At 62.9% G+C, this 13,111-nt stretch carries 12 protein-coding genes; 5 read left to right on the top strand and 7 right to left on the bottom strand.

What is annotated here, in order from left to right; translation table 11 throughout:
* Window positions 1-33 precede the first annotated feature (33 nt).
* The gene (locus ACNAOU_RS11335; protein WP_018777663.1) at window positions 34-708 is read left to right on the top strand and encodes a peptide deformylase; all 675 of its coding nucleotides are present in this window, start codon (window positions 34-36) and stop codon (window positions 706-708) included.
* A 22-nt stretch (window positions 709-730) separates the two neighbouring features.
* On the opposite strand, the gene ACNAOU_RS11330 is transcribed toward ACNAOU_RS11335, so the two are convergent.
* The gene (locus ACNAOU_RS11330; protein ID WP_422756954.1) at window positions 731-2,746 is read right to left on the bottom strand and encodes a S9 family peptidase; all 2,016 of its coding nucleotides are present in this window, start codon (window positions 2,744-2,746) and stop codon (window positions 731-733) included.
* 69 nt (window positions 2,747-2,815) lie between these two features.
* Between ACNAOU_RS11330 and ACNAOU_RS11325 the strand changes: the two genes are divergently transcribed.
* From ACNAOU_RS11325 to ACNAOU_RS11310, 4 genes are all read left to right on the top strand, one after another.
* Window positions 2,816-3,658 carry a methyltransferase domain-containing protein gene (locus ACNAOU_RS11325; protein ID WP_064722163.1) on the top strand — a complete coding sequence of 281 codons (843 nt, stop codon included), beginning with the start codon at window positions 2,816-2,818 and terminating at the stop codon, window positions 3,656-3,658.
* A gap of 79 nt (window positions 3,659-3,737) precedes the next feature.
* A complete protein-coding gene (locus ACNAOU_RS11320) occupies window positions 3,738-4,199 on the top strand; it encodes an NfeD family protein (RefSeq protein ID WP_018777660.1) in 462 nt (153 codons plus the stop codon).
* A 98-nt stretch (window positions 4,200-4,297) separates the two neighbouring features.
* Entirely contained in the window at window positions 4,298-5,272 is a 975-nt protein-coding gene (locus tag ACNAOU_RS11315) for an SPFH domain-containing protein (RefSeq protein WP_018777659.1), read from the top strand.
* Window positions 5,273-5,532: 260 nt separating this feature from the next.
* A complete protein-coding gene (locus ACNAOU_RS11310) occupies window positions 5,533-5,880 on the top strand; it encodes an RNA polymerase-binding protein RbpA (protein ID WP_011774875.1) in 348 nt (115 codons plus the stop codon).
* Between the two features lie 97 nt (window positions 5,881-5,977).
* Here the strand turns inward: ACNAOU_RS11310 and ACNAOU_RS11305 are convergent, their stop codons facing one another.
* The 6 genes from ACNAOU_RS11305 to ACNAOU_RS11280 all read right to left on the bottom strand — a co-directional run bounded on the left by ACNAOU_RS11305 (window position 5,978) and on the right by ACNAOU_RS11280 (window position 13,106).
* Window positions 5,978-6,721: a polyprenol monophosphomannose synthase gene (locus ACNAOU_RS11305; protein WP_039241307.1), complete on the bottom strand. Its 744-nt coding sequence runs from the start codon at window positions 6,719-6,721 to the stop codon at window positions 5,978-5,980.
* 168 nt (window positions 6,722-6,889) lie between these two features.
* Window positions 6,890-8,548, bottom strand: a complete 1,659-nt coding sequence (locus ACNAOU_RS11300; protein WP_079581422.1) for an amidohydrolase — start codon at window positions 8,546-8,548, stop codon at window positions 6,890-6,892.
* Between the two features lie 49 nt (window positions 8,549-8,597).
* Complete coding sequence (locus ACNAOU_RS11295; protein WP_422756953.1) at window positions 8,598-11,567, bottom strand: DEAD/DEAH box helicase; 2,970 nt, start codon at window positions 11,565-11,567, stop codon at window positions 8,598-8,600.
* Between the two features lie 24 nt (window positions 11,568-11,591).
* On the bottom strand, window positions 11,592-12,428 hold the full coding sequence (tatC, locus tag ACNAOU_RS11290; RefSeq protein WP_018777654.1) for a twin-arginine translocase subunit TatC: 837 nt from the start codon (window positions 12,426-12,428) through the stop codon (window positions 11,592-11,594).
* A gap of 6 nt (window positions 12,429-12,434) precedes the next feature.
* Window positions 12,435-12,719, bottom strand: coding sequence for a Sec-independent protein translocase subunit TatA (gene tatA, locus ACNAOU_RS11285; RefSeq protein ID WP_018777653.1), 285 nt, complete (start codon window positions 12,717-12,719; stop codon window positions 12,435-12,437).
* 36 nt (window positions 12,720-12,755) lie between these two features.
* Window positions 12,756-13,106 carry a hypothetical protein gene (locus ACNAOU_RS11280; RefSeq protein WP_064722161.1) on the bottom strand — a complete coding sequence of 117 codons (351 nt, stop codon included), beginning with the start codon at window positions 13,104-13,106 and terminating at the stop codon, window positions 12,756-12,758.
* Between the last annotated feature and the right edge of the window lie 5 nt (window positions 13,107-13,111).

Here is a 13,111-nt window from a genome sequence, read left to right as displayed (position 1 = left end):
TGACAAAGACACCCACGGATATAGGCTCGTTCCATGACGCATCAACCCCATCCCGGAGCTTCAAGCCCCGCTGCAGATTTCAATCCCCTCCAGATCCGGGATGCCGTCCGACGGTTGCTCGATAGTGAGGAACTCCCGGCCATCGTCCAGGCGGGGCACCCGGTGTTGCGTCAGCATGCCGCGCCGTACGACGGCCAGCTCGACGACGTCGAACTGCTGGCGTTCATTGACCGGATGCGCGATGCCATGCATGCAGCCCCAGGGGTCGGCCTCGCCGCGCCCCAGGTGGGCATCCCGTTGCAGTTGGCGGTCCTGGAGGACAAATACGAGATTGATCCGGTGTCCGCCTCCGTGCGGCACAGGGAACCGTTGGAGTTCTTCGCCATTGTCAACCCGAAGTACCGTCCGTTGGGCACGGAAACCTCGGCATTTTACGAGGGATGCCTCTCAGTCCAGGGCTACCAGGCAGTTGTGGACCGGCACAGCAATGTTGAGTTGTCCTTTGTGACCCCCGCCGGCGAGCCTGTGGAGGAATGGTTCTCCGGATGGCAGGCCCGCATTGTGCAGCACGAGACCGACCACCTTCATGGCGTCCTCTACCTGGACCGTGCCGAGATCCGCTCCCTGGCCAGCAACGCCGAACACACCGCGCGTTGGGCCTCGCCCGACATTGATGAGGCACGCCGGTCGCTCGGCTTCCTTCCTTAAAGCCGGGCGCACTTCCGGTTCCCTATTCCGCAGCTTTGTTTCCTGCGGTCGGGAGGTACTTGGCCCACCAGTTGAGGATGTGCTCAAAGCGTTGTCGGCGGTGGTGCGGTGTACCCGAACGGGACAACTCGTGGTCCTCACCCGGAAAGACCAGCAGGGCGGTCTCAACCCCTTGCGCCTTCAACTGTGCATAGTAGCGCTGGCCTTGTTCGATAGGGCAGCGAAGGTCATTTTCGCTGTGCACCACCAGCGTCGGTGTTTGCACATCCGCGATGAAGGCCATGGGGCTTTGGGCCAGCATCTGCTCCATTGACCCTCCGGTGTATTCCCTGCCGAAGAACCAACCAATGTCCGAAGAACCCGCAAAGCTGACCGGGTCCAGGAAACCCCGCTCCACGATCGCAGCCTTGAAGCGATGATGATGCGCGATGATCCACGCAGTCAGGTAACCGCCGTAGGAGCCGCCCATGATGCCCACATTCCCGGGGTCCAGGGATTTCCGCGATGCCAGGGCAGCGTTGAGGAAGGCCATCACATCCTGCATGTCCAGGGTGCCCATGCGCCCCTTGATGGCTCGCCCGTGCTCCTGTCCATAGCCGGACGACCCGCGGGGATTGCACATCACCACCGCGTACCCGGCCGAGGCATAAACCTGGGCCTCGTCGAAGAGCGCTCCCGTGTACTGGGCGAACGGTCCGCCGTGGATGTTCAGAAGGACCGGATGCGGTCCCGGGCCCTCCGGTATGACGAGCCAACCGTGGACCGCATGTCCGTCGCTGGATTCAGCCACGAAATCCAGGGGCTCAATGACCGTGGAGTTGTTCCGAAGGGCTCCGGAGAAATCCGTCAGGAGGCGAAGCTCGCCACGCTCCAGCGTTGCGACATCTCCAGCAGTGGACGCGTCGGAGAGGCTTACCGCGATTTCTCCGTTTGCGGCAACTGAAGCCCCGATGACAACCCGGGCGCCGTGCACCAGCGGGGTGATGTCGCCGTTCGCGATGACTTCAAGGAGTTCAACGCTGCCCAAAGCCGTGTTGAGGACCAGGACACGGTCCGGTCCGCTTGGTTCCAGGGGCCCGGAAACATCCAGGTGCTCCACATCAGTCAGGGCTACAGCCTCTCCCCCGGCCGACGGCATCACGTAGAGCACGGAGTTCCGCGCCACAAAGTCCCGGCCGGTATCACCCAGTTCCTGGGCGATGTAGAACAACCACTTGCCGTCCGCCGAGGGGCGCACATCGGTGACGGTCTGCGGTGTCCGGTTGGCGGGTTCGACGACGACCGGCTCGCCGCCGGCAGCATCAACCCTGTAAACAGAGGTGACCAGATCGTTGTCGTGTCCTTCATGCAGTGCCGCTACGAAGTAGAGCCGGCCACCGTCCGCAGAAAACGCCGGCGATGTGTGGTCGGCGTCCCCGAAAGTGAGCTGCAGGGCGGCGGGCAGGCCGGGCAGCTCCAGAGTTGGCTGCTCGTGGGCCGCCCTGCCGCGCGGAAGGACTGCAGGTTCGCCGCCCAATTCGGGGACCTCGACGACAAACAGCTGTTGGCGCTGGTCGGCGGTGTATCCAACACCGTTCATCATGTATTGGTTTGCGGTGATAAGGCGGGCATCTTCGGCACCAGGGGCCACGTCGGCGACCGTTCCGTAGCGTCCCCGTTCGGGGACCCGCGCCAGGAAGGCGATTCGGTGCGAATCCGGCGCCCAAACGAAGCTGTCAACCCCCGCAGCTTGGTTCGTGATCCGCTGTGGTTCCCCGCCGGCCGATTCCACCACGAACAGCTGGGGTTTACCGCCGGGGTCGCTGCGCAGGAAGGCCAGGACCAGCCCATCCGGTGAGAATGACGGTGCAGTGTCGCGGAACCCCCGGGTGATGCGGCGCGGGTACTTGGCGTTGTCCAAAGGCACTGACCAAAGCTGGCCTACATAAGTGTCAGCGTCAAAATCCGGCCTCGTGACGGACACCACCGCCTTGGTCCCGTCGGGGTGGATGGCAGGGGCGGACACGGAGTTCAACAGGGGCAGCTGCTCGGGTTTCACGTTGGTGAGCCTAGCCCGGCGCCTCGTCCCGCGGCTCCAGACACTCCGTCCCACCGTAGGATTGAAGCCATGTTGTCCGACGCCGTCCCCGCCTTGCGCTGTCCCGTGTGCCAAGGACTTTTCGAGTTAAGGGAAGGCCGGCCGGCCACGCTTGCCTGCCGGAACGGACACCTGTTCGATGCCGCCAAGCAGGGCTACTTCAATTTCCTGACCGGGAAAGGCACCGTCTTCGAAGCTGATACGGCGGAGATGGTCGCTGCCAGGTTCCGGTTCCTGGAAGGCGGGCACTATGCGGGTCTGGCCGCGGCGTTGGCCGGCATGGCGGCTGAGGCGCTTCAGGGGCCGGAGACACTGGTTCTCGACGCCGGAACGGGCACCGGCCACTACTTGCGCAGCGTTATTGAAGCGACAGGCGCAACCGCCGTCGGCATGGATATTTCCAAATTCGCGCTTCGTCGTGCAGCCCGCCTCAACCCGCAAGCGGCCAATGTTGTATGGGACATCTGGCGTCCATTGCCCATGGCGGACAACTCGGTGGACGTGCTGACGGTTGTGTTCGCCCCGCGGAACCCTTCGGAGTTCGCGCGGGTGCTTCGGCCCGGAGGAAGCCTCCTGGTGGTGACTCCACGGCCTGGCCACCTGCAGGAGATCGCAGCCAGGACGGGAATGCTCAGCATCGAAGAAGGCAAGGAGGAACGGCTGGCGGAGTCGATGAGCGGGTATTTCGATTCTTCGGCGAGCCACTGCCTTGACTTGCCCTTGGTGCTGGACGGAAACGAGGTAGCCGACCTCGCCTTCATGGGCCCTGCCGGCCACCATTTGCAGCAGGAACAGTTGTCGGGGCTGGCAGCTTCCGAGGAGCCGGTGCCCGCCACCGCGAAGTTCCGGATCAGCGTGTTCACTGCGTCCTGACGCGCGACGACACGTCGGGCTAGGATGGAGGAACAGCGACTGTGATCCCGCTCGCGGGATCCGGGACCAAGGGGGAACGATGTTTGAATGGCTCGGCGAGAATTGGTGGGCTCTCTGGCTCACGGTCTTCCTCGCGTTCGCAGTGGTGGAGATGCTGACTCTCGACCTCTTCTTCATCATGCTGGGCGGCGGTGCGCTGGCAGGCCTGATAGCGGACTTCGCCGGCGCCGACTTCTGGCTGCAGATCGTCATTTTCTGCGTGGTTTCCCTTTTGATGATCGTTTTCGTGCGGCCAGTGGCTTTGAACCACCTGCGCAAGGGACCCACAGAACAGCTTTCCAACATAGACCGGCTCATCGGCCAGCCTGCCCTCGTCATTGAAGCCGTGAGCAGCACCAGCGGGCTGGTAAAAATCGGCGGCGACGTGTGGAGCGCGCGCAGCGCCGCCGGCGTCATTGACGCCGGGGCCACGGTCCAGGTCACCAAGATTGACGGAGCGACGGCGGTGGTCGCTTCGGCTGCCGACAACAGCTCCCGCTGACGTTTAGTCGCACTCGGATTTCAGGCCGTTGCCGGACCGGGGCAACCTGCCCGCGCACAGCCTCATCAAACCACGCAATTGGGGAACGAAGGAGATGTATGGACGGCTTAGGAGGAACAGCAGCGGCAATTGTGCTGATTGTTCTCGTTATTTTTGTCATCATCGTGTTGGTCCGTTCGGTAAGGATCATCCCGCAGGCACGTGCCGGCGTCGTTGAACGGCTCGGAAAGTACCAGCGCACGCTCAACCCGGGACTGACAATCCTGATTCCGTTTGTCGACCGGCTCCTGCCGCTGCTCGACCTGCGCGAACAGGTAGTCTCCTTCCCGCCGCAGCCGGTCATTACCGAGGACAACCTGGTGGTCTCGATTGACACCGTGGTCTACTTCCAGGTCACTGATCCCAGGGCCGCGACATACGAGATCGCCAACTACATCCAGGCCGTTGAACAGCTGACAACCACCACGCTTCGTAACGTGGTGGGTGGACTGAACCTTGAGGAAGCACTCACATCCCGCGACCAGATCAATGGTCAGCTGCGTGGCGTACTGGACGAAGCAACAGGCCGCTGGGGAATCCGGGTGTCCCGGGTGGAGCTGAAGGCGATCGACCCGCCCCACTCCATCCAGGACTCGATGGAAAAGCAGATGCGTGCAGAGCGTGACCGCCGCGCAGCCATCCTGACCGCCGAGGGTACCAAGCAGTCGCAGATCCTCACCGCGGAAGGCCAGCGCCAGGCTGCCATCCTCGCAGCTGAGGGTGACGCCAAAGCCGCCATCCTCCGGGCAGACGGTGAAGCACAGGCCATCCAGAAGGTCTTCGATGCCATCCACAAGGGCAACCCGGACCAAAAGCTGCTCGCCTACCAGTACCTTCAGACGCTTCCGAAGATCGCAGAGGGCAGTTCGAACAAACTCTGGATCATCCCGAGCGAAGTTGGCGAGGCCCTCAAGGGCATCGGCGGTGCGCTTGGTGGGAACAGCCCCGACTCCCCTGTCGCGGGCCTCTTCGACGGAGGCTCGAAGACCCCGGAGCCGGTAGGGACAGTGGAACCACCACGTCCCGCCGAGTAGTTCCTGTCCCTTAGGGACAACGCGAGCGGCCAGCCATTCCGGCTGGCCGCTCGCGGCGTCTCCGGGCTTTTGAGTACTCAGCGAAGATCAGCGTATAATGGGATATTTGTCCGGCTGGTTCAGCGTGGACGGAACATTAAAGCTTGGCCAGGCGTTGCAATTAGTGATGCAAGGTGTGCAGAAGTAGTCCGTAGGGATCGTGAAAACGGCTTACGGCTAGCGCGGAGTTCCTGCTCCGCGAACAGACAGAGGGAGTAATCATGAGCGATCGCAGCCTGCGGGGTATGCGTCTTGGCGCCCAAAGCATGGAAACTGAATCCGGCGTTGAACCGGCACCGCGTCAGCGGGTCGAGTACCGTTGCGAGGATGGCGAGCAGGTCTTCGTAACCTTCTCCTCCGAAGCAGAGATCCCTCCCGTTTGGGTTTCCAAAACGGGGAAGGAAGCGCTCCTGGTCGATGGCGAGCGTCCCGTGGACGCCAACGAGAAAGCCGTCCGTACCCACTGGGACATGCTGCTGGAACGCCGCAGCCTTCCTGAGCTGGAGCAGATCCTCGAGGACCGCCTCAATATCCTTCGTGAGCGCCGTGGAGAACGCCGCTCCGCATAGCCGCTAAACGGCAAGCCTTTTGGGCATAGTCTCCAAGACAACAGCAAAGGCCGGGTCTGGTTCCTGATGGAACCGGACCCGGCCTTTCCTGTGCCTGCTACTTCGCGGCTTCGGGTGACTTGCGGGTGATTTTCGCCCAGCGTGCAGCCAGGCCCCACTTGGTGACGTTGATCATGGCTTCCACCACGATGTTGCCACTCATCTTCGAGGCTCCGAGCTCCCGTTCCACGAACGTAATGGGGCGCTCCTCGATGCGAAGGCCAAGCTTGGCCACTCGCCAGGCCAGGTCAACCTGAAAGCCGTAGCCAACTGACTCGACCTCGTCCAGGTTCAGTGCCTCGAGGGTGCTGCGGCGGAACGCCCGGTATCCACCGGTGACGTCCTTGATCTTGACGCCAAGCATGATGCGGGCGTAGGTGCTGCCGACGCGGGAGATGGCCTGGCGGTAGAGGGGCCAGTTCACGACACTTCCGCCAGGAACCCAGCGGGAACCCATGGCGAGATCCGCACCGTCCCGCACGGCGTCGAGGAGGAGGGGAAGCTGCTCGGGCTTGTGCGAACCATCCGCGTCCATTTCGACGAGGACGTCGTAACCGGCGGCCAGACCCCACTTGAAGCCTGCGATGTAGGCGGCCCCCAAGCCTTCCTTGCCCTTGCGGTGCAGGACATGAACCTGGCTGTCTTCAGCGGCGAAGTCGTCGGCAAGCTTTCCCGTGCCGTCAGGGCTGTTGTCGTCGACCACCAGGACGTCGGAGTCGGGTACCGCTGCGCGCAGCCGTCCCAGCGTCACGGGGAGCGATTCCAGCTCGTTGTAGGTGGGAATGATCGTCAGGACACGCAAGAAGAGGCCTTTCCTTGATGGAGCGGTCAGTGTGCCGGACCAGCCTGGCAGCTGGCGTTCTGGCGCAACTCTCCATTATAGGACGACGGCGGCCATGACTTTTGCGTCTGTGGTGCCGGCCACAGGGCACAAGTGGCAGTCCCTGATCTTGGCTTGCAGACGGAACGACTAGACACGAAGGGATTCGTGGGCGAACAGTTCACGTCCCTCACGGACAGTTTGGAGGCAGCGGGGGTCCGACCCTGTGTCGAGGGCGGGCAGGAGCGGTGTCCGAGCACGGGGATCCGTGCTCCATGACTGTACCCGGCTGTCAGCAACCTGGACCATCAGCTCTTCCACTTCCCACACGGCGAAACTGGCCGGTGCGCCAGGTACGAGTTGCCCCATTAGGGGGTTCCTGTGCTTTGCCGCCCGCCATCCTGCGCGCGTGTGCCCCAGAAACGCCGCACGCGCCGAGATGCGTTGTTCCGGGTTGCTGTGCTCGAGGCAAGCGCGCACGCTGGACCAGGGCCGGAGTGCAGTGACAGGGCTGTCGCTGCCAAAAGCAATCGGTACGCCACTGGAGTAGAAGGACGCGAACGGGTTCATGCCGGCGCTCCGGCTGCCAAGGCGTTGCTCGTACAAGCCACCAGCTGCGCCCCAGGCGGCGTCAAAGCCAGGTTGGACGCTGACTGTCACGGAGTACTTCGCCAGCCTGTCTATGGCGGACTGGTCAGCCAGCTCCACGTGTTCAAGCCTGTGCCCCGCTGCCCGGATGCGCTGCTCCCCCACTTCTGCCGCCGCGGCGTCCAGGGCATCCAGTACCGCCGCCAGGCCGGCGTCGCCGATCACATGGAATCCTGCCTGCACGCCCAGTGCCGACGTGGCGGCGAGGTGTTTGCTTGCCTCGTCGACCGAAAGGTAGAGGCTGCCGCGCTGCCCAGCGGCGTCGGAGTAGTCGTCCAACAGGGCAGCTGTGCGCGAACCGATGGAGCCGTCCATGTTGAGGTCCCCGGCGAGGCCAAGGACGTTGGTGCCCAAGTCATCCAGGATGGCCTTGGCGTGCTCCTGCGAGGACGCCAGTTCGCCCCAATAAGGGAGCACCTCCGGTTGGTCCCCGCCGTCGTTCCAGGACACGGCGGTCCTGAGGTCCTCGGGACCGCAAATATGTGGCGCGGACATCTCGGCCATGGCTACATAGCCGTGCGCAGCGGCTTCCCGCAGCGCTTGTTCCTGGTACCGGCGCCGTTCTTGCTCCGGGAAGTTCCGCGCAGTCAGGCGGGCCGCTGTATGCGCTGCCCGCACCACACGAGCAGTGCCTGTGAAGCCGTCGAGTCCTTCGAGTCCGGCGGCAGCGGCAAGTGAGGGTGAAACCAGTGCAGAGTGAACGTCGACGCGCGACAAATATACGTGCCGGTCACCTGCGGCCCGGGAAATTTGTTCAAGGCTGGGCAGTGTGGGGTTGTCCCACTTCGTCTCATCCCAACCATGGCCAAGGATGGTGCCCGTACCACCCGCGGTGGCAACGGCGTCGAGCAGTTCCGCAGCGGAACGGACGGTGCCGAGCTGGAGGCCTGCGAGGGCCACGCCGGTTTCCGTCAAATGGACGTGGGAGTCCACAAACCCGGGGGCCAGCAGGGCGCCCCGAAGATCGATGATCTCCATGGACGAATCGGCAATGGAGGTCGCAGCTTGTTCGGAGCCCACCCAAGCCACGGTGTCTCCGTCCACCACCATGGCCGTTGCAAAGGGATCCGCCGCCGTATAGATAGAACCATTGCGGTACATGGTGACCTTGCGGCCGGATCCGTTGGGGTGCTGGCCGGCAGACGCGCCTGGCTGGTTCATGCTGTGGGCTCCTTGAGCGTTGTCAACAAATCAATCATGGGACGGCCGGCTAGGCCACCGTGGAGTATGCCACCACGCCGCGGCGGACCAAATCGATCGCCTCACGGCAAATCCTGGCCAAGCGGGGGTCGAGCTGCGGGATTTTGGCGAGCTGGTCCAAGAGGTCCACTACCTGCTTGGCCCAGCGGACGAAATCTCCGGCCGCCAGGTCTGTTCCGCTGAGCACCTCCTGGAGATGGCGGCCCTTGGCCCACTTGTACATGGGCCACATCAAACCGAGTTCCGGCTCGCCGGTCAGCGGGAGCCGGTGCTGCTCCTCGGTGTCCTCCAGTCGAGACCACTCACGGACAACCACGTCAACGGCCGTTTCCAGCGAGACGGTTGGCATCTTCGGGCGAAGCCCGCGGTCTTCACGCTTGGCCTGGTAGACCAGCGTACTGGCGAAGGAAGCCAGTTCTGCCGCATCGAGGTCGTTGATGGCACCCTGCCGGATGGACTGGGAAATGAGCAGGTCTTTCTCCCCGTAGATCCGGCGAAGGCGCTGCCCGTCGGCACTGATGGTGACGTCGCCGGCGTCGTTTGTTTCCAGGTACCCGTAAACGGAGAGGACCTCACACACACGGTCGAAGGTTTTCGCGATGGTGTTGGTACGGCCTTGAATCTGGCGCACCAGCCCGTCGGTCTCCTTGCGGAGCTTCCACCAGCGCTCGGACCACCGCGCATGGTCCTCCCGCTCGCTGCAGCCATGGCAGGGGTGGGCCCGGAGTGCGCGCCGGAGATCCGCAATCTTCTTCTCCTGATCCGGCAGGCGGGCCCCCAGGCCGAAGTCCTCATGCCGGCTGTTCCGGTGGCGTTGGGGTGCGTCCTCACTGATGGCATGGCGCATGGACGAGGCGAGGTCGCGGCGGGACTTTGGCACCTTGGCATTGAACGACTTGGGAATGCGGATCCGGGTTACCGGTGACACGGGACCGTCGAGGTCGTGGACACCGATCCGGCGGAGCTGGTTGTCCTGGGTCAGTACCGAGGGCCGTGGTTCGCGGGCGTTGGGGTCAACATCAAGGACCACCGCGTGCCCCGCGAGCCGGCCGCTGTAGACGCTGATGACGTCACCCGGGATCAGCCGTGCCAGCGAATCAGCGACGCGTGATTTGCGCGCCCGTTGGTGGTCGCGGGCGGCATGGTTTTCGGCGTCGCTGAGTTCGCGCCGGAGCTTGGCGTACTCGGTGAAATCGCCCAGATGGCAGCTCATGGAATTGGCGTATCCCGCCAGTGACTCTTCCCGCCCACGGACCTGTCGGGCAAGGCCCACTACGGATCGGTCGGCCTGGAACTGCGCGAAGGAGGACTCCAGGATCTCCCGTGCCCTCACGCGTCCGAACTGGGCAATGAGGTTGATGCTCATGTTGTAGGTGGGCCTGAAGCTGGAGTTCAGGGGGTAGGTGCGTCTGGATGCCAGGCCGGCTACTGCCGCGGGATCCGTCCCGGGTTGCCACAACACAACGGCATGGCCTTCGACGTCGATCCCCCGCCTTCCGGCGCGACCCGTCAGCTGGGTGTACTCACCCGCTGTGATGTTGACGTGTGCTTCGCCGTTGAACTTCTCGAGCTTTTCCAGGACCACGCACCGGGCGGGCATGTTGACCCCCAAAGCGAGCGTTTCCGTGGCGAAGACCGCTTTGACCAGGCCGTCGGCGAAGAGCTTTTCCACCACTTCCTTGAAAGTGGGGAGCATACCGGCATGGTGGGCGGCGAAGCCCCTGACCAACCCGTCACGCCAGCCCCAGAAGCCGAGGACATCGAGGTCGTCCGCAGGGATCTCGTGGCTCGCTTCGTCCACGCGCTGGGCGATGATCTGTTGCTCCCGCTCAGTGGTGAGCCACAGGCCGGACGCTGCGCACTGGGCCACGGCACCATCACAGCCTGCGCGGGAGAAGATGAAGGTGATGGCAGGCAGGAGGTCCTGCCGCCGGAGGCTTTCGATGACCTGCGGGCGGCTCGCCTTGCGTACAGGACTGCGTTGTTCGGACTGCTGGCGCTCGTCACGGTTCCGGTCCTGACGACGGCGGCTGCGGCCACCATGGCCGAACCGTCCGTTCATGTTCATCCGGCTCTCTGAACGTGCCATGGCCAGGAGGTCAGGATTGACCTCGAATTCGGGTCCGGTCACTGCCTGGCGCACCTTCGTGGCGGACGCTTGCTTGGAAGAGACGCGGCGGCCATTGCTCGGTTCGCTGGATACCTCGCCGGCTTCCGAGAGATCGGGCGCGTCGGTTTCCTGGGCTCCCGGGGCAACCGGCGCGATTTCGTCGAAAGTGGTATCGCCAGCGAAGAGATCCACGATTTCCCGGCCCACCATGACGTGCTGCCACAGAGGCACGGGACGATGCTCGGACACGATCACGTCAGTATCGCCCCGCACAGTGTCCAGCCACGCACCGAACTCTTCGGCGTTGGATACGGTGGCACTCAGTGATGCCACCTGGACCTCGCTGGGGAGGTGGATGATCACCTCTTCCCAGACTGCACCGCGGAAGCGGTCGGCCAGGTAGTGGACTTCGTCCATCACGACGAAACCGAGGTCGCTAAGCGTCTCGGAATCCGCGTACAGCATGTTCCGGAGGACTTCGGTGGTCATCACCACTACCGGTGCTTCACCGTTGATGGTGGTGTCGCCTGTCAGCAGACCGACGTTGGCCGCACCGTACTTTTCTGCCAGTTCCGAGTACTTCTGGTTGCTCAGGGCCTTGATGGGAGTGGTATAGAAAGCCTTGAGCCCCCGCTGAAGGGCCAGGAAGATGGCGAATTCCCCGACGATCGTCTTGCCGGCACCGGTTGGGGCTGCCACCAATACTCCCCGGCCCTCCTGCAGGGACTTGCAGGCTTCGCGCTGGAAATCATCCAGCTCGAAGTTGAGCGAGCCGGCGAAAGTACCGAGATAGGTTTTAGCCTCGGCCGCCCTCTGGGCTGCCGCCTGGTAACGCTCTGATGGAGAAGGAGACCCGGGAAACGAAGACATGCATCAAGCCTAGTGGCCCAAGGTCTAGAGATTCTCCAGATCGGAGGCCGGGGTGGCGATATCCGCAGTGGCCTCCGTCTCGGCAGCCCGCTTGATGGCGCGGCGTTCACGACGGCGGTCGTTGAGGAGGCAAACCCCAATGGCTGCGAAAAACAGCAACAGCATGGGTGCTGCCAGGTAGAACATGCTCATGGCATCCGCGCCCGGGGCGGCCATGGCGGCGAACAAGCACACCAGGAAAATGGTGATGCGCCAGCTCTTGACGAGCTGCTTTCCTTTGACGATGCCGGCCAGGTTCAGACCAACAAGCACCACCGGAACCAGGAAGGCAATGCCGAACGCCAACAGGAGCCGGAGGACGAACGCAAGGTAAATTTCGGCGCTGATGAAGTTTGAACCGCCAATGGGGGTGAAATCCGTCAGGACCCGCACGGCGTTGGGCAGGACAAGCCAGGCAAGAAGAACGCCACCGATAAACAACGGGACCGCCGCAGCCACGAATGACAACGCGAGTCGACGTTCTTTCTTGTGCAGGCCGGGCACAATGAAAGCCCAGAGTTGATAGATCCATACCGGGCTCGAAAGCAGCACGCCGAGGAATACCGAAACCTGGACCATGAGGTCGAACGAACTGGCTACGCCATCGAAGTTCAGTGTCGCAGCGCGACCCTCTTTTTCATTGAGGTCTTTGATCGGCTTGATCAGCGCCTCCAGGAGCGGCTGGTAGACAATGAAGCCCACCACTGTCCCGAGGATCACGCCGATTGCAGCCTTGAAGAGCCGGTTCTTCAGCTCCTTGAGATGGTCAAGAAGCGCCATCCGGGCTTCGGGGTTGGCCTTGCGCCCCTTCGTCTCTACCACTTCTCTTTAGACGCGGTTGGAGGGCGGAACGTCGGTCTCGCCGGTGTTCTGTGCCTTCACGTTCTGTGTCTTGGCGTCCGGGTGGCCCACGACCTTGCCTTCAACGGCGTCGGAACCGTCCTGGGAGTCCTTCGCCTCTGAAGAACCGTCCTTCTTCATTTCCCGGACTTCAGACTTGAAAATACGCATCGACTGCCCAATGCTGCGCGCCATGGACGGCAGCTTCGGTGCGGCAAAAAGCACCAGAGCCAGGACGATGATGATGATGAGATGCCAGCCTTCGAGCCTCATGTGGGGAGGTCCTTTCCTTTTGGATACATCCTACGTCTATCTGAATTCAATGTCGTGCAGGGATTGCGGCTGACCCCGCTCCGCTTTGCGTTGGACACGCTTTTGGCGGCGAACTTCCTGCCGGAAGGCTTTGGCCGTCAGGTAATCATGACGCATCTGATCCGGGGAGGCAAAAATTGCGGATCCCGGTGCGGCGCGGTCTTCGGCGACCTCCACATCGGAGGTTTCCGCGGCAGGAGAAAGGTTGCTGAAACGTTTCCCGGCGTCGCCCAAATCATGAACAGTGGCCATGAATTTCCTGAACAAGCGATAACCCAAGGTCAAGTGAAGGAGCAGGGCAAGAGCTACGAGTGCGATCCACAACAGGATCCAGAACCACCAAGGCATCTGAG

This window comes from Paenarthrobacter sp. C1 (assembly GCF_049315185.1).
In the GTDB taxonomy this organism is placed as follows: Bacteria; Actinomycetota; Actinomycetes; order Actinomycetales; family Micrococcaceae; genus Arthrobacter; species Arthrobacter nicotinovorans.
Note: the sequence above shows the minus strand (reverse complement) of the source record. Positions and strands in the feature narration are given on the sequence as shown.